Genomic DNA, 18139 nt, shown 5'->3' with positions numbered 1-18139 from the left:
ACTGTCGGTGGGGGATCCTGCAGCCCACCATGCCCCTATACCCAGGATGGGAGAGGGATAGACGGCCGGGCGGGCCGGGCGCCCGCCGCCCGGCCGCGGGCGCCCCCTACTTGATCCCCCCGCCCGTGGCCAGCGAGAAGATCGGCAGGTAGAGCGAGATGACCATGGCCCCCACGACCACCCCCATGAAGATGATGAGCATGGGCTCCAGCATCGACGTCAGGCTCTGCACCGTCGTCTCGATCTCCACGTCGTAGAAGTCGGCCACCTTCTGCAGCATGCTCTCCAGGGCGCCGGTCTCCTCACCCACCTTGGTCATCTGCACGACCATGGGCGGGAAGACGCCGCTGAACTGCAGGGGGATGGCGATGGACTGCCCCTCCCGGATGCTGTTGCGCACCGCGTCTACCGCCTCGCCGATCACGGTGTTGTCGATGGCCTTGGCCACCACCTCCAGGGCCTGCATGATCGGCACGCCGCTGGCGATGAGCGTCCCCAGCGTCCGGCTGAAGCGGGAGACGACGATCTTGCGGTTCAGGTCGCCCAGCACCGGCAAGCTGAGCTTCAGGCGGTCGTAGCGGGCCCGGCCCGCCGGCGTGCGCAGGTAGCGGCGCAGGCCGTAGACCGCGGCGGCGATGGCCCCGAGGAAGACGTACCAGTAGGTGCGCAGGGTGACGCTCACCGCCATGGCGACCTGCGTGGGCAGGGGCAGGCTGGCGTCCCCGCCCAGCTCCTTGAACAGGTTCTGGAACTGGGGCAGGATGACGATGGTCATGAACATCAACCCGCCCAGCGCCGCCGCGGTCAGCAGCGCCGGGTAGACCATGGCCGCACGGATCTTGCTGCGCAGCTCCTGCTCCTTCTCCAGGAAGGTGGCGATGCGGTTCAGGACCTCGTCCAGCACCCCGCCCGTCTCGCCCGCCTTCACCATGTTCACGTAGAGGCTGCTGAAGACCCGGGGGTGACGCCCCAGGGCCTCCGAGAGCGGCTTGCCCGACTCGACGTCGAGGCGCACCTGGGCGGTGATCTCCCGGAGTTTCTTGTTGGCCGTCTGCTGCTCGAGGATGGACAGCGTGCGCACCAGCGAGAGGCCGGAGTTCACCATGGTGGAGAACTGGCGGCTGAAGATGGCCAGGTCCTTCAGCCCGACCCCGAAGAGCCCCTGCAGGAGGTCCCCCAGCTCGCGCCGCGGGGCCTGCTTCTCCAGGTTCGTGATGAAGAACCCCATGTCGCGCAGGCGCTCGACGACGGCGGCGTCCGAGTCCGCCTCGATGGTGCCGGCGATCACGCGCCCGCTGGGATCCTTGGCGCTGTAGCGGTAGATGGCCATGAGGTCACCTCACGTGGGTCTCGCCAGTCTCTCTGCCCCCGGGAGGCCCGTCGAAGACCTCCTCCACGGGGAGGCGCAGGTCGGGCAGGGCGCCGGGGACCAGGACCGTCCCGGGAGTGGCGTGGTCGACCTCGTGGTACCTGCCCTCCCGCGGGGCCCGGTAGACCTCGACCCGGCGGTGGGGAACGTCGACGATCCACACCTCGGGCACGCCGGCCCGGGGGTCAGCGGGAGAGCCATCTGGCCTCCCCTCTGCCATCGGGGTGGGCGTGTCTCTCCCCGATGGGCGGCATCTCGACCAGGTGCCCCTGCACCAGCTCCAGGCGGTCGTCCTCGTGGAGGATGCCGGCCTGCGTCATCCGCAGGACCTCCTCCCAGGTGAACCGCCGCTGCGCGACCGGGAGCGCCATGCCTCGCCTCTCCCCTCACCCTATCGGAAGATCGATGCCGGTTTCCAGGGGGACACGCCGGTGGCGGGGCCCTGGATGGCGCCGGTCGGATGGCGCCCCTCGGGTGGCACCGGCCGGGTCGCGCCGGTCGGGACGGCGCCGGCCGCGACCGCGGCGGGCCTACCGCCGGGCCGGGCTCGAGGCGCGGATCGTGTACTCGGGGACGTCGCCGCCGGCCTCGGCGATCATCTTGCGCAGCTCCTCGGGGTGGATGGCCCGCCCCATGGCGTCCTCGTAGGTGATGAGCTTGCGCAGGTAGAGGTCCCGCAGCGACTGGTCCATGGTCTGCATCCCGTACTGGCTCCCCGTCTGGATGGCCGTCTCGATCTGGTGGGCCTTGGCCTCGCGGATGAGGTTCCGGATGGCCGGGGTGGCGATCATCACCTCCACGGCGGGCACGCGGCCGATCTCCTCCAGCGAGGGCCACGCGCTGCCCGACGCACTCCCCAGGCGGGAGCGGGCCGGGGTGCGCCGCCCGCCGCCGGCAGGGTTGTAGCGGGCGTTGGGCAGGAGCTGCTGGGAGATGACCGCCTCGATGACCATGGCCAGCTGGATGCGGATCTGCTGCTGCTGGTAGGGCGGGAAGACGTCGATGATGCGGTCGATGGACTGCCCGGCGGTGGCCGTGTGCAGCGTGGCGAAGACCAAATGCCCGGTCTCGGCGATGGTCAGCGCGGCGCTGATGGTCTCCAGGTCGCGCATCTCGCCGATGAGGACGACGTTGGGGTCCTCGCGCAGGACCGCCCGCAGGGCGTTGGGAAAGGACTGGGTGTCGAAGCCCAGCTCGCGCTGGTTGACGATGGACTTCTTGTGCGTGTGCAGGTACTCGATGGGGTCCTCCACCGTGACGATGTGGACGGCCCGCTCGGAGTTGATGAAGTCGATCATGGCCGCCAGCGTGGTGGACTTGCCGTGCCCGGTGGGCCCGGTCACCAGCACCAACCCCCGCGGCTTGCGGGTCAGCTCCTTGAGGATGGGCGGCAGGTTGAGCTGCTCGACACTGGGGATGGTCATGGGGATGACGCGGGCGGCGATGCCCACCGCCCCCCGCTGCCGGTAGATGTTCACCCGGAAGCGCCCCAGCCCCGGGACGCCGTAGGAGAGGTCCAGCTCCCAGAACTTCTCGAACTTCTGCTTCTGGAAGGTGTTGAGCATGCTGTAGCCGAGCTGGAAGGTGTCCTCCGGCGTCAGCACCTCGTAGTGCTCCATCGGCCGCAGCTTGCCCCACACCCGCATCGTCGGCTTGATGCCGGCGGTCAGGTGCAGGTCGGAGCCGTTGGCCTCGACCACCTCGCGGAGCAGGTCGTCGATGTGCATGTCCGCTCGCCTCCACCGCCGCCCCGCGCCTCCGTCCGAGCCCCGAGCGGCCCGGACGGGTTGGGCGGCCAGCCGCCCGGTTGCGGCCGGGCCGCGACGCTAGTCCTCCACGAAGACCACCCGGAGGACCTCCTCCAGGGAGGTGATGCCGCTCAGGACCTTGGCCACGCCGTCCTGCTGCAGCGTACGCATCCCGGCGGCCACGGCCACCTCCTTGATCTGGCTGCTGGGGGCGTGTTTCACCAGCAGCCCCTTGATGCTCTCGTCCACGGGCATGATCTCGAAGATGCCCGTGCGCCCCTTGTACCCGATGTGGTTGCAGAACTCGCACCCCACCGGCTTGTAGAAGGTCGCCCCGCCGTCGGGGTCGAGCCCGACGCGGCGGACCAGCTCGGGCTTGGGGTCGTAGGGCGCCTTGCAGCGCTGGCAGAGTACGCGCACCAGCCGCTGGGCGATCACCCCCACCACCGAGGAGGAGACCAGGAAGGGCTCGATCCCCATGTCGATGAGGCGCGGCAGCGCGCCGGGGGCGTCGTTGGTGTGGATGGTGGAGAGCACCAGGTGCCCCGTCAGCGCCGCGTGGATGGCGATGCGGGCGGTCTCCTCGTCGCGGATCTCGCCCACCATGATGATGTCGGGGTCCTGGCGCAGGAAGGCGCGCAGGCCGCTGGCGAAGGTCAGCCCCGCCTTGGGGTTGATCTGCACCTGGGCGATGCCCGGCAGCTGGTACTCCACCGGATCCTCGATGGTCGTGATGTTCACCTCGGTGCGGTTGAGACGGTTGAGGATGGCATAGAGCGTCGTGGTCTTGCCGCTGCCGGTGGGACCGGTGATGAGAATGATGCCGTAGGGCTTGCTGATGATGGCCTCGAACCGGCGGTGGTCCTCGGGGAGCAGCCCCAGCTTCTCGATGCCGACGAAGGCCCCGCTCTTGTCCAGGATGCGCATGACCACCTTCTCCCCCCATACCGTGGGGATGGTGGAGACGCGCAGGTCGATGTCCTTGTTGTCGACCTTCATCTCGATGCGCCCGTCCTGGGGCAGGCGGCGCTCGGCGATGTTCATGTTCGCCATGATCTTGAAGCGGGAGACCAGCGCCGCCTGGATGTGCTTGGGCGGCGTCATCACCGGGTAGAGGGCGCCGTCGATGCGGTAGCGGATGCGCACCCGGGTCTCCTGCGGCTCCACGTGGATGTCGCTGGCCCCCTGGCGGATGGCCTGGACGATGATGAGGTTGGCCAGGCGGACGATGGGGGCGTCCTCGGCCACCGCCCGCAGCCGGTCGGCGGTCTCCTCGGGCTCGCCCTCGGCCGGCCGGATCTCGGCCAGCATCTGGTCCACCGCGCCCCCCAGCGCCGGGTACTGGGTGATAGCCCGCTGGAAGTCCTCCGGCGTGATGACCGCCGGCTGGATGTCCAGCCCGGTGAAGCGGCGCAGGTCGTCGATGGCGACGATGTCCAGGGGGTCGACCATCCCCAGGACCAGCGTGCCGTTCTCCTCCCGGACGGGGATGACGCTGTGGCGGCGGGCCAGGTGCTCGGGGATGCGGCTGAGGGTCTGCTCGTCGAGGAGGGTGTCGGCCAGGCTGACGAACTCCAGCCCCAGCTGGCGCGAGAGCGCCTGGGCGATGTCGTAGGGGCTGGCCCAGCCCAGGTCAATGATGACCTTGCCCAGCCGCTCGCCGGAGCGCCGCTGCTCCTCCAGGGCCCGGTCGAGCTGGCTGGGCGTGATGAGGCCCGCTTCCACGAGGACCTGGCCGATGAAGACGCGCCGGCGGGTCTGCTGCACCCGGCCTCCCCCGCTCTGGGCTGTGCCCCTAGTATAGGGGGTCGGCGCCGGGCGGTCGGCCGGGACCGCCGGGGCCGGGGGCGCCCCTGCGGCGGCTTCCGCCCGCCCCCGGCCGGCCGGGCGTCGTCCGTGGACCTCGACCACCACGCGCTGGGACGCGCTCTGGCCGAAGCGGTCCCGCACGGTGATGTTGAGGTCCGCCATGGTCTCCCGGGACCGGGGGTGGTCTCAGGGGGCGCGCCAGATGAAGACGTTCGGCTCCGAGGTCGGCTCGATGGTCCCCTCGCTGGCCAGGACCTCGAAGGTCAGCACGTCGTTCTCCGGGTCGCGCGCGATGACCGTCACGCGGGCCTCCCCGCCCGAGGGGACCACCGGCGGGTCCACCACGACCCGCTCGATGATCGGCGGCTCGTCGATGGCGCCCGTCGCCCCCGTGACGGAGACGTTGCCCACCGCATCCCGCACCATGATGTTGAACGTCACGACCTTGGCCATGCCCGTCACCTCATCTTCCGGCCGCGCCGCGCTGGCGGGCGGCCCATCGTCCTGGCGGGGCCCGCTACCCCTGTCCCGTGCGCCGGGCGGTCACCCGGGGAGCCCCCGTCCCGGCCCCGACTGTCCCGGGGGCCCCGCTGGCCGGCTCGGTGCCCCGGCCGTCCGTCGCCACCTCCGCCTGGGCCTGGGCCTGGAGTCGCTGGATGCCCTTGAGGCTCATCCCCCGGTCCACCATCGCCTTGATCCAGCGGATGCGCTCCACGTCCTCCTCGGAGAAGAGCCGGTGCCCGCCCCCGGTGCGTGCGGGGGCGATCAGGTGGTACTGCTCCTCCCAGGCCCGGATGCGCCGCGGGTTCACGCCCGTGAGCTGGGCCACGGTGCGGATGGGATAGATCGGCACTCGCCGGTCGACGATCATCACGCGTTCCTCCTCCGACATGCGTCGCCTCGCCGGTGCGCCGCTCAGCCGATGGACGCGGCGCTGGCAGCGCCCGGTCCGCCACCGCTGGCCGCCCTCGGGACGGCGACCCCGCCCAGGGACGCCAGCGCCGGCGCCGGCGTCCCCGGTTCGCGGGTGGGGATGTACCCCTGCTGTCGCAGGTAGCCGTAGATGTCCTGGATCTTCGTGAAGCCGTGGAAGTCGGGCCGGTACTCCTTCTCCAGCTTGTAGTCCAGCTCGATGAACTTGTTCAGCGTGACGAAGAAGGCGTACTGCACGATGTAGCTGGCCGCCTCGGGCGCGTCCCGGTTCTTGTCCACGAAGAGGTTGACGATGTCCACCCGCGGCATCGCCTGCGGGTCCAACCCCTCCGCGCGCGCCTTCGACTCCAGGAGCTGGTGGAGGTCGTGGGTGGCCTTCCAGTCCTTGGCCAGGACCATGGCCACGTCCAGGTCGTACTCCAGGTCCCCCGACCCCATGCTGTGGTGCATGGTGGGGCGGTGGTAGAGGTCGGTCTCCTGGCTCTCGTCCGCCGGCTTCTCGTCCAGCCGGCACCCCTCCTTGTCCAGGGGGGAGATGGCGAAGATGGGGCAGTTGAGCTCCAGGCTCATCTCCGCCAGCGCGGTGGAGATGGCGTCGGTGCGCGCCCGCGGGTCGTCGACGTACTCCCGCGTGGGGATCTTCTGCAGGTAGTCGAAGAAGATCACCACCTCGTTCGTCTCGAACTCCTGCATGAGGTTGTAGGCGTGGGCGCGGATGCGGTCCAGGGTCTCCCGCCGCCCCGCCTCGACCACGAAGAGGAAGGGGGCGTAGGCGCTCACCATCGTCTGGGCCTCGCGCAGGCGCGAGGCCAGCGAGCGGCCCGCGGGGTCGACGCCCGAGAGGATGAGGGTGGGGTTGATCCCCACCTCCCGGGCCAGCAGCCGGGCCGCCAGCACCCGGCGGGTCTGCTCCCAGGTGTAGTAGAGGACCGGCACGCGGTGGTTGGCGGCGACGTAGGTAGCCAGCTCCAGAGCGAAGTTGGTCTTGCCGCGGCGCGGCGCGCCGGCCAGACCGTAGTAGAACCCCTTGCGCAGCCCGGAGAGGAGGGCGTTGAGCCGCTCGAAGGGGTAGATGGAGTAGCCGAGCTGCCCGCCTCCGCGGCGCTCGGCGTCGTCGACGAGGCTGCCGACCGCCTCCGCTACCGGCAGGACCTGGCGGCGCAGCCGGCGCTTCTGGATGTCCAGGAGCTGGCGGATGGCCTCGGTGGTGAAGGCGACGATGTCCTGGTGGGCGTCGCTGCCCCGGTGGATGAAGGCGCCGAGCTCTTCGTGGAGCCGCAGCAGCAGCTCCCGGCTCTCCCGCGCCCGCAGGATCTCCAGGTAAGCCACCAGCTGGCCGGCGGTGGGCGGGCGCTGGGCCAGCACCGTGGCCAGGTAGCGCGCCATGTCCTCGGAGTAGAGGCCCTGGTCCTCCAGGTAGGCGCGCACCGTCAGGTCGTCCACCGGGCGCCCCGCGCCGTAGAGCTCGGCCACCGCCTTCAGCAGACGTTTGCCGGCGGAGTGGCTGAGCTGGTCGGCGTGGAACCCCTGATTGAGCGCCAGGACGTAGAGCTGCCGGTCCCGGATCAGCCCGCTCAGGAGAGCGGTCTCGATGCGGTGGTACTCCATCACGTCCCCCAGCCCGGCCGTGCCGCGGTCCTCAATCTCCTCGTCTCCGGTCACGCTGGCGTAGCGTCGCCCGTCCCCTGCCTCGCGCCGGCCCTGCCGCCCTCCCCCGGTCGACTCAAGGGGCCGCTGCGGCGTCGCACGGCCCCTGCCGGCCCCCGGGGAGCAGACACGGAGCCGCGCCAAAGTTATGGCAGAGTGCGGCCAAAGCTTCGTGTAGCACGTCTGGATATGCCCAGGAGCTTCAGGGCGTAGTCGTGACGCGCCGTTCCCTGTCGCGCAAGCGGCGGGGGGGACCGGCCCCGGCACGGGCCGCAGGAAACCTGTCTCGATTCGGCGAGGGACGGGCATGTAGTGGTGGTACAGCCGAACGGAGAGCCGGAGCCGGTGAACGGCCAGACGTTGCAGGCCTACAAAGCGGCGTTGGGGCTCGCCCCCGAGGACCTCACCCTCGAGGCCGCCCTGCGCTACCACGACGCCCGCCGCCTCGCCGAGCGCGGGCCCACCGACGAGGCCATCGCCGCCTACAAGCGGCTCCTGGAGCTCGTCGCGGACGAGCCCTGGGTCTACGAAGACCTGGTGGCCCTCTACACCGAGCGCGGGAGCACCCAGGAGGCGGTGGTCGTCCTCCTCACCCTGGCCGACGTCTACCTGCGGCTCGGGCGGACCGACGATGTGCTGCGGGCGTACGAGCAGGCGGCCACGCTGGCCCCCGACGACCCTGAGATCCGGGCGCGGCTGCTCAGCCCGCCGGGGGCCCCGGGATCCCCGACCGAGGCCCCGCCCGCGCCGCGGCGCCCGGCCATGGCTCCGGACACGAGCGGCGCGGGGGCGGCATCCCCCGCCCCGCCGCTGGCGCCGCCGGCCGCCCCGGGCCGGGCCCGCCCCGCTCCCGCGGAGCCACCGGGCCAGGGCGCCGGCCCGCCCCCGGCCGCCGGGACCGCTCCGGAGGACGCACCGCCGGCAGGCGGCAGCGCCCCGACGAGCGGCACCGCCACGCGCGGGCGCCGGGCGGCGGAGCCGGACGTCCAGGGGAAGAACGGTGTGGCCCGGACCCAGCGACTACCCGGCCGCAAGACCGAGTCCCTGGGCGAGACCCTCCTGCAGCTGGGGCTGGTCACGGCGGAGCAGCTGCGCCAGGCGCTGGAGATCCACCAGCGCACGGGGGAGCGGCTGGGCCAGGTCCTGGTGGACATGAAGGTCCTCACCCACCAGCAGCTGGCCATGGCCCTGGGGGTGCAGTGGGGCTACCGCTACGTCAGCCTGCGCGACAGCAAGATCGACGAGGAGGCCAGCCGCCTCCTCCCCCACACGCTGGCCTTGCGCCTGCGGGTCATCCCCATCGGCTGGCAGAACGGGCGGCTGGTCCTGGCGATGATCGACCCGCTCAACGTCATCGCCATCGACGACGTCCGCCTCATCACCGGGCACGAGGTCGAGCCGGTGATCACCACCGAGGAGGAGCTGCTCGGCGCCATCAACCGGGTCTACCAGGTGGACACGGCGCGCAGCGTCTCCGAGGACCTCCTCCGGGAGACCCCCGAGGCCGAGGGGGCGGAGGAGGATGTCTCGGTCGAGCAGCTCAAGGCCCTCGTCGAGGACGCCCCGGTGGTGCGGCTGGTGAACATGATCATCGAGGACGCCGTGCGCGAGCGGGCCAGCGACATCCACATCGAGCCCCAGCGCAGTGGGCTGCTGGTCCGCTACCGCATCGACGGCGTGCTGCACGACGTCATGAAGCCGCCGCTCAACCTGAAGTCGCCGCTGATCTCCCGCGTGAAGATCATGGCCGACATGGACATCGCCGAGCGGCGCAAGCCCCAGGACGGCCGCATCCACCTGCGCACCGCCGGGCGGGCCATCGACCTGCGGGTCTCCACCCTGCCCACGGTCTACGGGGAGAAGGTGGTGATGCGCATCCTCGACCAATCCACGCCGCTCATCGGGCTCAGCCACCTGGGCTTCCACAGCGAGACGCTGAGCCAGTGGGAGGCCGCGGTGAACAAGCCCTACGGGATGATCCTGGTCACCGGCCCCACCGGCAGCGGCAAGTCGACGACGCTCTACGGCACGCTGAACACGCTGAACACGCTGGAGAAGAACATCGTCACCGTGGAGGACCCGGTGGAGTACCAGCTGCCGCGGATCAACCAGGTGCAGGTGAACCCCAAGGCCGGGCTCACCTTCGCCACCGGCCTGCGCAGCATCCTGCGGCAGGACCCGGACATCATCATGGTGGGCGAGATCCGTGACCGGGAGACGGCGGAGATCGCCGTGCAGGCCGCACTCACCGGCCACCTGGTCCTCTCCACCCTTCACACCAACGACGCAGCCAGCGCGGTGAGCCGCCTGGTGGACATGGGCATCGAGCCCTTCCTCGTCTCCTCCTCGGTGATCGCCATCCTGGCGCAGCGGCTGGCCCGGCAGATCTGCTCCGACTGCAAGACCGGCTACTCCCCGCCCCCCGACGCCCTCAAGCGCCTCGGCCTGGACACGGCCGAGGGGGTGACGCTCTACCGCGGGGCCGGGTGCGAGGCCTGCCGCCACACCGGGTACAAGGGGCGCATCGGCGTCTTCGAGCTGCTGGTGGTGACCGACTCGCTGCGGGAGCTGATCGTTCGCCGCGCGCCGGCCGCCGAGCTGAAGGCCCAGGCGGTGCGCGAGGGGATGCGCACGCTGCGCGACGACGGGCTGGAGAAGGTCCTCTCCGGCGTTTCCACCATCGACGAGATCCTGCGCGTGGTCTACGTGGCGGACTGACGCCGCGGCGGTGAACCCCGCAAGGCGGGTCCTAGACGGGCGGGCGACGCCGCCTACTGGTCCTTCCAGGAGCGCAGGCGGTTGAAGTTCCCGAAGGTCGAGGCGCCCAGCGTGGCCGTGGGGTCGTAGGTGAAGACGAAGTCCCGGTCGATCTCCACGTCGTGGGCCAGCACCGCCCCGTAGAACTCACCGGAGCCCGCCGCACCCCGGTCGGTGTCGAAGACCCCGTTGGGGACGTTGAAGGAGCCGGCGATGACGCTGGCCCGGTCGAAGTGCACGGCCGGGTCGGCGGAGGAGCGGATGCTGACGATCAGCCGGCCGGCCGGGGCCGGGGCCGGGGTGCTCCAGGTGTCGGTGCTGAGCATCCCGAAGCGGCTGTACTGGCCGGCGTAGAGGGCCGTGGTGGCCTCCTCGCTGATGCGCAGGTCCACCCGCCCGTCCCCGAGGATCACCAGTCGCCCGCAGCGCCCCAGGGTGAGCTTCCGGATGTTCACCACCGTGGTCGTCCCGGCCGCCCCGGTCTGGATGCGCAGGTCGGTGAAGCCGGTGCTGCACCCGTTGGCGTCCCCCGCGGCGTTGAGGGTGATCTCATCCCAGTCGTAGCCGGTGGTGGCGTCCATGGTCCACCCGGGGGGATTCACCGTGCGGTCGGCGGTGCCGGGCGCGAACGGGGGCAGCGCCACGTCGGTGGGACAGGGGTTGGAGGGGGCGTTGGGCGAGGTGGTGCCGGCCACCTGCACGGCGCAGCTCACCGAGCAGGTGATGCTGCCGGAGGCCCGGGCGCTGCCGGTGTAGTAGCCGTTGTTGGTGTAGGGCGGCGGAGGGTCGTTGTCGATCTTCCCGTAGTTGCTCTCCGGGCCCTGCAGCGAGATGTTGCCGTTGGCCGCCACGTCCCCGTAGACGGTGATGCCCTGGCTGATGGTCACGTTCCCCAGGGCGCAGATGGCGTAGCCGGTCAGCCCGGTGGGGAAGCCCTCCACCACCGCAACCACCGTGCGCCGGGGGCCTCCTGCCGGCAGCACGCCGGTGGCGGCCACCCGGCGGTAGCGCGCATCGCTCCCCGAGCACGGGGGGAGGCTGCCGTCCAGGCACCGTACCGTGATGGTCGCGGTCCCGAGCACCACCCCGCCGTCGCTCACGGTCAGCGTCTCGCCGGCGTAGCTCTCCGCGTTGGCCTCCTGCAGCCGCCCCAGCGCGTAGTGCACCCCTCCCTCGGCGACGTTGAAGGCGCGGACGACCTGCAGCTGGCGCACGCTAGCGGTGAGGTCCGCGATGATGAAGAGGATCACCGCCGAGGTGACGGTGCCCACCAGCGCGCTGATCAGCAGGATGTAGAGCATGATGGCCCCGCGCTCCGCCCGGAGGGGGTGTCCGCCTGCGCCGCCCGTGCATCCGTGGGAAGGGTTCATGGTTCGCTGGGATTCTTCCAGTCGTTCAGGTTGGGCTCCGGGTTCCGCAGCATGACGTCCCGGCTCCAGGTGCGCCGCAGCACGCCGGAGGTGCCCTGGGAGCTCTCGGTCTGCAGGGTGATGCGCACCACGCGGATGCGCTGGATCTCGGAGCGGGTCGTCAGGTCGGTGATGCGCTGCCCGTTGGGGGCGAAGTAGTCGAAGGCCAGCTGGGTCACCCGCACCTGGGGATCGGAGAGGGGCCGGAGCGTGGCAATGGCCCCCGGGGTGCAGTCCTGCCGGTACTCCATGATCACCGGGACGCCGGTCACCGGGTCGTCGCCCACCCGGTAGCCCAGGGTGATGACCTCGTCCCCGGCGATGGTATTGCTGTTCAGCATCTCGCCGCTCACGTGGAGGGCGTTGGCCGTGGGCCGGAGCGCCGCGTCCAGGGCCACGACCATGTCCTGACATCGGGGCTCGGTCTGCTCGGCGGGGCGGAGGTTGAGACCGGCATTCCGCAGCCGCTCCGACATCCACTCCAGGCTGGTCCGGGCCGTCTCGGCATCGATGGTGCGCAGGCCGATCACCTGCTTGCTGCGCACGGCGGCACCGAGCAGCGTCGTCATGGAGGCCGCCAGCGTGACCATGAGCCCGATGGAGACGAGCACCTCCAGGAGGGTCATGCCGCCCTCGCCGACAGCGCGGGCCCGGGGGCGCCGGCCCCGCCCGGGAGCGGCTCCGACGCAGGCGGCCCGCCAGGCGACAGCATCACGACGGCTCACCGGCCCTGTGCGGCGTGCCCTACGGGGTCGCATAGGTGAAGTTGGAGACGTAGGTGCTCAGGATGGTGTAAGGGGGCGAGGAGGCCGTCTCGTAGAGCCGCACGGTGAGGCGGCGGACCGGCGGGGACACGAGGTCTTCGGTCACGATCTCCGCCCGGTCGAACTCCTCCGGCAGCCGTGGCTCCTCCAGGTCACCATAGGCGGTGTACCCGCTCGTCGGGGTCAGCGTCCGGCTGGCGGCCGGGACGGAGTAGCCCTGGATGCGGAGGTAGTCGAGCTCGGCCTGGACCCAGGCCGCTGCGGCGGCCCGCACCTTTCCCCGCCGGGCCTCTTTCAGGGCAAAGAGGAGACCGCCCAGCAGGATCGTCGCCAGCACGCCCACCAGGGCCGTGGCCACGACGATCTCCACCAGGCTGAACCCGCCCTCGTCCTGCCGGATCGCCGCCGGAGGCATCACTGTTCCCGGAACGAGACGCGTCCCGTCCCCTCTTCGATGGTGATGAGGTATCGGGTGGACGTGAGGCTGCTGCGCAGCGTCACGGTCCCCGTGGTGATGGGGATGCCGAATCGGTTGAAGCTGCAGATCCCCCCCGGGCAGGTGCTGCTCAGGGTGACATCCTGGGGGACGGTTGCCTGACGGACGATCCCGCCGTCCACGGCCGCCACCAGGTAGCCGGTGGCGGTGATGGTCACCGCGGCAGTGGTCCGCCGCAGCATCGCCGCCTGCCGCGCCACCCCGATGTCCGCCGTCATGGTCCGCGCCCAGCCCTCCAGGCGCTGCCGCGCCGCCGCCCCCCGCAGGGACGGGACGCTGAGCCCCAGCAACGCGGCCGCCACCGAGGCGACAATGACCAGTTCCAGGGCGCTGGCCCCCCGGGTGCTCCAGGGGCGCCACCGGACGGACGTCTCCGGGGCCTTGAGCGTGCGCATCGCCTGCCGCCTCCTCCACGGGACCGATCGGCGTAACCTAACATGTATACCCAGCCCGGCCCGGGGATAGACCTGCTCCGGCGGGGGGAACGGTGAACGGGCGACCGGCGATGGCCGCGACTAGACCAGCGCGGCGGCCAGCTGGCTGTTGCGCTTCATCTCCAGGCGGATGCGGCCCAGGTTGCAGCGGGCGTTGCCCACGACGACCAGCAGGGCGTCGGGGCCGGCCGGGCCGACCGCCACCGGGCCCTCGTCGAACTCCACCAGCAGCCCGCGGATCATGCCGCGGACCATCTCGTTGCCCATGGTCTCGGCGGCGGCCATGTTGCTGGCCACGATGGCCCCCACCGACTCCAGGTCGACGTCCTCGGTGGTGATCCCCTCGATGACGAAGCCGTCGCGGCCCACCACCAGGGCGGCCAGGACACCCTCCACCTTGGCGAGCTCCGTCAGGACATCCCGAATCTGCGACATAGGCTATCTGGACTCCTTCCCGTCCTCGGCCCCGTCCAGGAGGCCGCGGAGTTTGAGCAGTGCACTGGCGAGGACGCGGGAGACGTGCTTCTGCGAGATGCCGATCCGCTTCGCCGCCTCCATCTGCGTCAGGTCGGTGAAGAACAGGTAGTAGAGGACGCGCCGCTGCAGCGGGTTGAGCTTCTCGATGGCGCCCATGAGCGTGAGCCGGTCCTCGATGGGGATGGGGGTGGCCGGCACGCCCCGGGTGCGCCCGCGGTCGCGGTCGACGCGCAGCTCCCCCGTCTCCTCGTCGGTCTCCAGCGAGATGGTGCGCAGGACCTCGCGGGTCTTCAGCAGCTCCAGCAGGTCCTGCTCCTCGACGTTGAGCTCCGAAGCGAGCTCGTCCATGGCGGGGTACCGCCCCTCCGTGCTGAGGTAGCGCCCCACCGCCTCGTCGATCTGCTGGTTCAGCCCGACGAGCCACCGGGGCTTGCGGATGGTGTCGCGGTGGTCGCGCAGGTAGTGGCGGATCTCGCCGCGGATGAGGTGGCTGGCGTAGGTGGCGAACTTGACGCCGCGGCCGGGGTCGAAGACCTCGATGGCGTTGAGCAGGCCGATGTAGCCGACCTGCATCAGGTCGTCCGTGGGCACCCCGGAGAAGACGAAGTCGCTGACGATGCGCCGCACCAGGGGCGTGCAGGCCTGCACGATGTCGTCGCGCAGGCGCCGGTCGCGCGTCTCCGCGTAGCGGGCGACGAGGACGTCTTCTGAGGCCGGCGGGGCCTCGCCCCCCTCGCGGCCGGCCTCCGGCCGGCTCCCCCGAGCGGTCTGCCGGGCTCCGCCCGGTCGAACGGTCGTGCCACGCACGCCCATGCCGTGTCCCTCCCCGACGATCCGACGGCGAGACACGACGCCATCCCGCCCGGACCGGATGCGTCTCCGCTCTGGCGGCCTCGCCGCGAGAGGCCCTCCCGCGCGGCAGGCATGGGTACGACGAAGGAGTGCGACGGTCGCCCGATGAAGACTGATGATGAAGACCGAACCCCCTCGGTGGCGCCACCGAGGGGGTTCGACGTGTTCCAACCCTTCGGTAGCCCGGCCGACCGACTGCCTGGTCCCGTGGCTTTGCGCCCCCGTCTCGCGACGGGTTTGCCGTTTCGAGGTTTCCCGTATGAACTTGGTAATCGCCAGTATTCTCCGTCGCGGCGTCAACTCCTTCTCACATCGGCCGAGATTCTTCGAAAGCTCCGGGAAGGCGCGCACCGTCCGGCATCGGACCGCCCGGCACCCGGCCTTCAGGTTGACGGCCGCCGTCCCAGGTAGCGGAAGACGAGACGCCGCTCCAGCAGGAAGGCCACCACGCGGTCCACCACCTCCCGTGGCGCGCCCGCCGCCCCCGCCACCTCGTCGACGGTGCGCGTGCCGTCCAGGAGCGGGAGCCACTCCAGGACGCTCCGGCCGAAGCGGGCCGCCACCGCCTCCTCCGTCTCCTCGCAGCGCCCGTCTGCGGCGGGGGCCAGAAGGAAGCGTTCGTCGCCCCGAAATCGACGAGACCCTTCCCCTGTGGGCTCCCCCGCCGCAGCGGACAGCCCGGCAGGGGCGGCGGCCGGAGGCGCCTGCGCAGGAGGCGCGCTCACCGACGGCGGCGGAGGCTCGGCCGCCGGCGTCTCCGCGCCGTTCGGCGCGAGCACGGCGGCGTCGTCCGCCTGGGCGGTGGTCCCGCTGGCCGGTTCCCCGGTGCGGGGACCGGCCGGAGGAGGAGCGGTAGGTGCCGCCCCCAGAGCGCCGTTGCGCTCCCCGGCCGGCGCCAGCGCGGTCACCCGCCCGGCGTAGACGCAGAAGAGCCCGTCCGCCGCAGCGGCTTCCTCGACGCCGTCCGTCTCGGCCGGCACCAGCAGCCCGTCCTGGAAGCGCAGCGCGGTGACGGCCCCGTCGTGCAGGATCCAGGCGCGCGGCTCCTCGTCCAGGAGGAGGGCCAGCCCCTCGAAGCGCTCCAGGCTGGCCCAGGCCAGCCAGGCGTCGGGGCGGATGACCCCGACGGGCACCGCCGGGTGCACCACCGTGAGGTCACGGAGCTGGCGCGCCCACTCCGGCGCCAGGGGGATGCGGCCCCAGCGCGGCGGGACGCGCCCCAGGCGCTGCGCCACCGCCGAGAGGGCGTGGCCGCCGTCCGCCCACCCCTCCCGCTCCCACAGGCGGATCAGCGGCTGGCCCTGGACGAAGAGCAAGACCGCTTCCGCGTCGGGCCAGCGCAGCCACAGCAGCCCGCTCCACTCGTGCCGCTGCCCCACCCAGGCGGCCCACTGGGCCGGGGTGAGGGGAGCGGTGGAGACGGCGGTGCGCGCCATCAGATCACCTCGCTGGCGCGCCGGTGCCAGGCCGCCGCCGCCCCGATGCAGGCGAACCCGCCGATGCGCAGGAGGTTCACCGGGTGGACGTCGGTGTAGAGGTCGAACCAGGTCAGGTAGGCGACGCCGACGCCCCCCACACCCAGGGTGAAGACCCCCACGGCCAGCATCGCCCACACCCCGCCGGCGGCCCCGCCCCGGAAGGCCACGGCCGGCGCCAGGCCCAGCGGGACCAGGAGCAACCCGGCCACCGGGTAGAAGAGGTCGAGCGCCTTCTCCAGCGGGTCCATCGGCGTCAGCGCGATCGGCCACAGCACCGCCACCACGACGACCGCGGCGAGCGCCGCCCCACCGAGGAGCAGCGCCCGACGCTCGCCCGGGGTGAGCATGGCGGCCACGGCCCGCCACTCCCCGACCAGCGCCAGCGCCAGGACCACCACCGCCCCGGCGAAGGCCACGTCGGCGGACGAGGGGTAGGGGCGCGCTCGCCCCGACCACTCCGCGGCCCCGTAGAGGATCAGCCCCCCGGTCCACAGCGCCGCCGCCGCGGTCAGCCCGAACCAGACGACGCGCTCCCGGTCGCGGGGCCCGTAGGTGCGCGTGGCCTGCCAGGCCAGGGCCGCGGCACTCGCCGACGCCAGGAGCTGGATCGTCAGACTGAGGAGGTGCTGGGCCACGCGCGAGGCGGTGGTCGCCGGGCCGGGGACCAGCACGGCCACCCCCGCGGCCAGCAGCGCCAGCGGGAGCATGAGTGGAGCCAGCCCTCGCATCACCGCACCTCGTCGCGCACTCACGTCGCCCGCTCCCGCACCGCCGCCAGGGCCTCCGCACACTCCAGCTCCGCGCCCAGCCGGGCCAGGAGGCGGTCGGTGAACCGCCGACCGGCGAGCTCGTCGAGCGCGCGCACGAGCGCGGCGAGCGCCGCCTCACCGCGCGCTGGGCTGACCGTCCCGTGGACCGCGCTGTGCGTGACGATCGCCTCGGGGTTGAGGATGGCGTTGGCCAGGTCCTCGAGCCGCCGGGCCGCGCGGGCGCCGCGGTGGCGCTGGGCGGCGACCATCACCCCGCCCAGCAGCGCGGCCCAGGGGAGCGCGGTCGCCGGTGGGGACGTGGCAGGCGTCGCCGCTGGCGCCCGGTCGGCGGGAGCCGCCGGTGCGCGCACCGGGGGGGCCGCTGGCGCGGGGGCGCCGCTCGTCCCCGGGGTGGCCCCCGGCGCCGCCCGCGCGGGGACGGTCCGTGGTGGCGTCACGGCGGGGATGGCAGCGGGGCTGGCCGGGTAGACCGTCACGACGGCCTCCTCGTCCGTCCACAGTCGCCGCAGCACCTCGACGGGGTCGTCCCACTGCAGGACCTCGGGGTTGTCCCGCGGCAACAGCCACCCCCCGCGCAGGTGCCCGTGCTGCACCCACACCGCACCCTCCCCGGCGCGTCCCACCGCCGCCACGAGGCCGGAGAAGCCGCGGCGCCGCAACAGGGTGACGAGTGCCTCCAGCCCGGCGAAGGCCGGCCGCAGGTCACGGTACAGCGGCGGCGCCACTCGCGCCGTCGCCACCGCTTGGGCCGCCTGGGCGCGGGTGAGGCCGGCGGTCACGGCTAGCGGATGCCCCGCTCGCGGTAGTAGCGCAGCGCGCCGGCGTGCATGGTGATCGGCATGCCGCGCCGCGCCGTGGCCGGGCTGATGTCCTTGCCCCGCGCGTGCGCCGCCTGCAGGCGGTCGACGTTCTCCCACAGCGCTTTGGTCAGGTTGTAGATGAGGTCCTCGGCCATCTCCTGGCGCGTGACCAGCATGGCCATCACCGCCGCCGTCTCCACCGGCGTGTCCTGCCCCCGGTAGGTGTTGGCGGGGATGGTCACGCTGGTGTAGTAGGGGTAGGGCTCGCGCAGCTGGTCGACGACCTCGCGCGGGATCGGCAGGAGCATCAGGTCGCGCACGGCGGCGATGTCCTGCACCGCCGCGGTGGGGATGCCCGCGGTGATGAAGGCCGCGTCGATCACCCCGTCCTTCAGC

The 18139-nt window shown here is 72.0% G+C and carries 19 protein-coding genes, 1 pseudogene and 1 riboswitch; of the genes and pseudogenes, 2 read left to right on the top strand and 18 right to left on the bottom strand.

Annotation, left to right across the window (positions count from 1 at the left end; genetic code table 11):
* Nucleotides 1-106: 106 nt before the first annotated feature.
* From RB146_04970 to RB146_04935, 8 genes are all read right to left on the bottom strand, one after another.
* Complete coding sequence (locus RB146_04970) at nucleotides 107-1330, bottom strand: type II secretion system F family protein (protein ID MDQ7828331.1); 1224 nt, start codon at nucleotides 1328-1330, stop codon at nucleotides 107-109.
* Nucleotides 1331-1334: 4 nt separating this feature from the next.
* Nucleotides 1335-1541 carry a Uma2 family endonuclease gene (locus tag RB146_04965; GenBank protein ID MDQ7828330.1) on the bottom strand — a complete coding sequence of 69 codons (207 nt, stop codon included), beginning with the start codon at nucleotides 1539-1541 and terminating at the stop codon, nucleotides 1335-1337.
* Between the two features lie 13 nt (nucleotides 1542-1554).
* Entirely contained in the window at nucleotides 1555-1740 is a 186-nt protein-coding gene (locus tag RB146_04960; GenBank protein MDQ7828329.1) for a hypothetical protein, read from the bottom strand.
* Between the two features lie 159 nt (nucleotides 1741-1899).
* Nucleotides 1900-3096, bottom strand: a complete 1197-nt coding sequence (locus tag RB146_04955) for a type IV pilus twitching motility protein PilT (protein ID MDQ7828328.1) — start codon at nucleotides 3094-3096, stop codon at nucleotides 1900-1902.
* A 99-nt stretch (nucleotides 3097-3195) separates the two neighbouring features.
* Nucleotides 3196-5088 (bottom strand): type II secretion system ATPase GspE, encoded by a 1893-nt coding sequence (gene gspE, locus RB146_04950; GenBank protein ID MDQ7828327.1) that lies wholly within the window; start codon nucleotides 5086-5088, stop codon nucleotides 3196-3198.
* A gap of 24 nt (nucleotides 5089-5112) precedes the next feature.
* Nucleotides 5113-5379, bottom strand: a complete 267-nt coding sequence (locus RB146_04945) for a hypothetical protein (GenBank protein MDQ7828326.1) — start codon at nucleotides 5377-5379, stop codon at nucleotides 5113-5115.
* A gap of 64 nt (nucleotides 5380-5443) precedes the next feature.
* Entirely contained in the window at nucleotides 5444-5797 is a 354-nt protein-coding gene (locus tag RB146_04940) for a helix-turn-helix domain-containing protein (GenBank protein MDQ7828325.1), read from the bottom strand.
* A 44-nt stretch (nucleotides 5798-5841) separates the two neighbouring features.
* A complete protein-coding gene (locus tag RB146_04935; GenBank protein MDQ7828324.1) occupies nucleotides 5842-7521 on the bottom strand; it encodes a DnaB-like helicase C-terminal domain-containing protein in 1680 nt (559 codons plus the stop codon).
* A 297-nt stretch (nucleotides 7522-7818) separates the two neighbouring features.
* Between RB146_04935 and RB146_04930 the strand changes: the two are divergent.
* Together RB146_04930 and gspE (RB146_04925) are read left to right on the top strand one after the other, a co-directional pair.
* Nucleotides 7819-8193 (top strand): annotated as a pseudogene (locus tag RB146_04930) (tetratricopeptide repeat protein).
* 315 nt (nucleotides 8194-8508) lie between these two features.
* Nucleotides 8509-10224, top strand: coding sequence for a type II secretion system ATPase GspE (gspE, locus tag RB146_04925; protein MDQ7828323.1), 1716 nt, complete (start codon nucleotides 8509-8511; stop codon nucleotides 10222-10224).
* Between the two features lie 53 nt (nucleotides 10225-10277).
* On the opposite strand, the gene RB146_04920 is transcribed toward gspE (RB146_04925), so the two are convergent.
* The 10 genes from RB146_04920 to RB146_04875 all read right to left on the bottom strand — a co-directional run.
* Nucleotides 10278-11564, bottom strand: a complete 1287-nt coding sequence (locus RB146_04920) for a hypothetical protein (protein ID MDQ7828322.1) — start codon at nucleotides 11562-11564, stop codon at nucleotides 10278-10280.
* 65 nt (nucleotides 11565-11629) lie between these two features.
* Nucleotides 11630-12298 (bottom strand): hypothetical protein, encoded by a 669-nt coding sequence (locus RB146_04915; GenBank protein ID MDQ7828321.1) that lies wholly within the window; start codon nucleotides 12296-12298, stop codon nucleotides 11630-11632.
* A gap of 118 nt (nucleotides 12299-12416) precedes the next feature.
* Nucleotides 12417-12851, bottom strand: coding sequence for a type II secretion system protein (locus tag RB146_04910; protein MDQ7828320.1), 435 nt, complete (start codon nucleotides 12849-12851; stop codon nucleotides 12417-12419).
* Entirely contained in the window at nucleotides 12851-13327 is a 477-nt protein-coding gene (locus tag RB146_04905) for a GspH/FimT family pseudopilin (GenBank protein ID MDQ7828319.1), read from the bottom strand. The genes RB146_04910 and RB146_04905 overlap by 1 nt, the downstream gene beginning before the upstream one ends.
* Nucleotides 13328-13447: 120 nt before the next feature.
* On the bottom strand, nucleotides 13448-13801 hold the full coding sequence (locus RB146_04900) for a roadblock/LC7 domain-containing protein (protein ID MDQ7828318.1): 354 nt from the start codon (nucleotides 13799-13801) through the stop codon (nucleotides 13448-13450).
* 3 nt (nucleotides 13802-13804) lie between these two features.
* Complete coding sequence (locus RB146_04895; protein MDQ7828317.1) at nucleotides 13805-14656, bottom strand: sigma-70 family RNA polymerase sigma factor; 852 nt, start codon at nucleotides 14654-14656, stop codon at nucleotides 13805-13807.
* 213 nt (nucleotides 14657-14869) lie between these two features.
* A riboswitch (cyclic di-GMP riboswitch) is annotated at nucleotides 14870-14947 on the bottom strand.
* A gap of 131 nt (nucleotides 14948-15078) precedes the next feature.
* Nucleotides 15079-16131, bottom strand: a complete 1053-nt coding sequence (locus RB146_04890) for a hypothetical protein (GenBank protein MDQ7828316.1) — start codon at nucleotides 16129-16131, stop codon at nucleotides 15079-15081.
* Entirely contained in the window at nucleotides 16131-16904 is a 774-nt protein-coding gene (locus RB146_04885) for a hypothetical protein (protein MDQ7828315.1), read from the bottom strand. The genes RB146_04890 and RB146_04885 overlap by 1 nt, the downstream gene beginning before the upstream one ends.
* 17 nt (nucleotides 16905-16921) lie before the next feature.
* Nucleotides 16922-17683 carry a hypothetical protein gene (locus tag RB146_04880; protein MDQ7828314.1) on the bottom strand — a complete coding sequence of 254 codons (762 nt, stop codon included), beginning with the start codon at nucleotides 17681-17683 and terminating at the stop codon, nucleotides 16922-16924.
* 41 nt (nucleotides 17684-17724) lie between these two features.
* Nucleotides 17725-18139, bottom strand: a 415-nt coding sequence (locus RB146_04875) for a TAXI family TRAP transporter solute-binding subunit (GenBank protein MDQ7828313.1), incomplete at its 5' end; no start/stop codon positions are given.

This window comes from Armatimonadota bacterium (assembly GCA_031081585.1).
GTDB classification, from domain to species: domain Bacteria; phylum Sysuimicrobiota; class Sysuimicrobiia; order Sysuimicrobiales; family Humicultoraceae; genus Geohabitans; species Geohabitans tengchongensis.
Note: the sequence above shows the minus strand (reverse complement) of the source record. Positions and strands in the feature narration are given on the sequence as shown.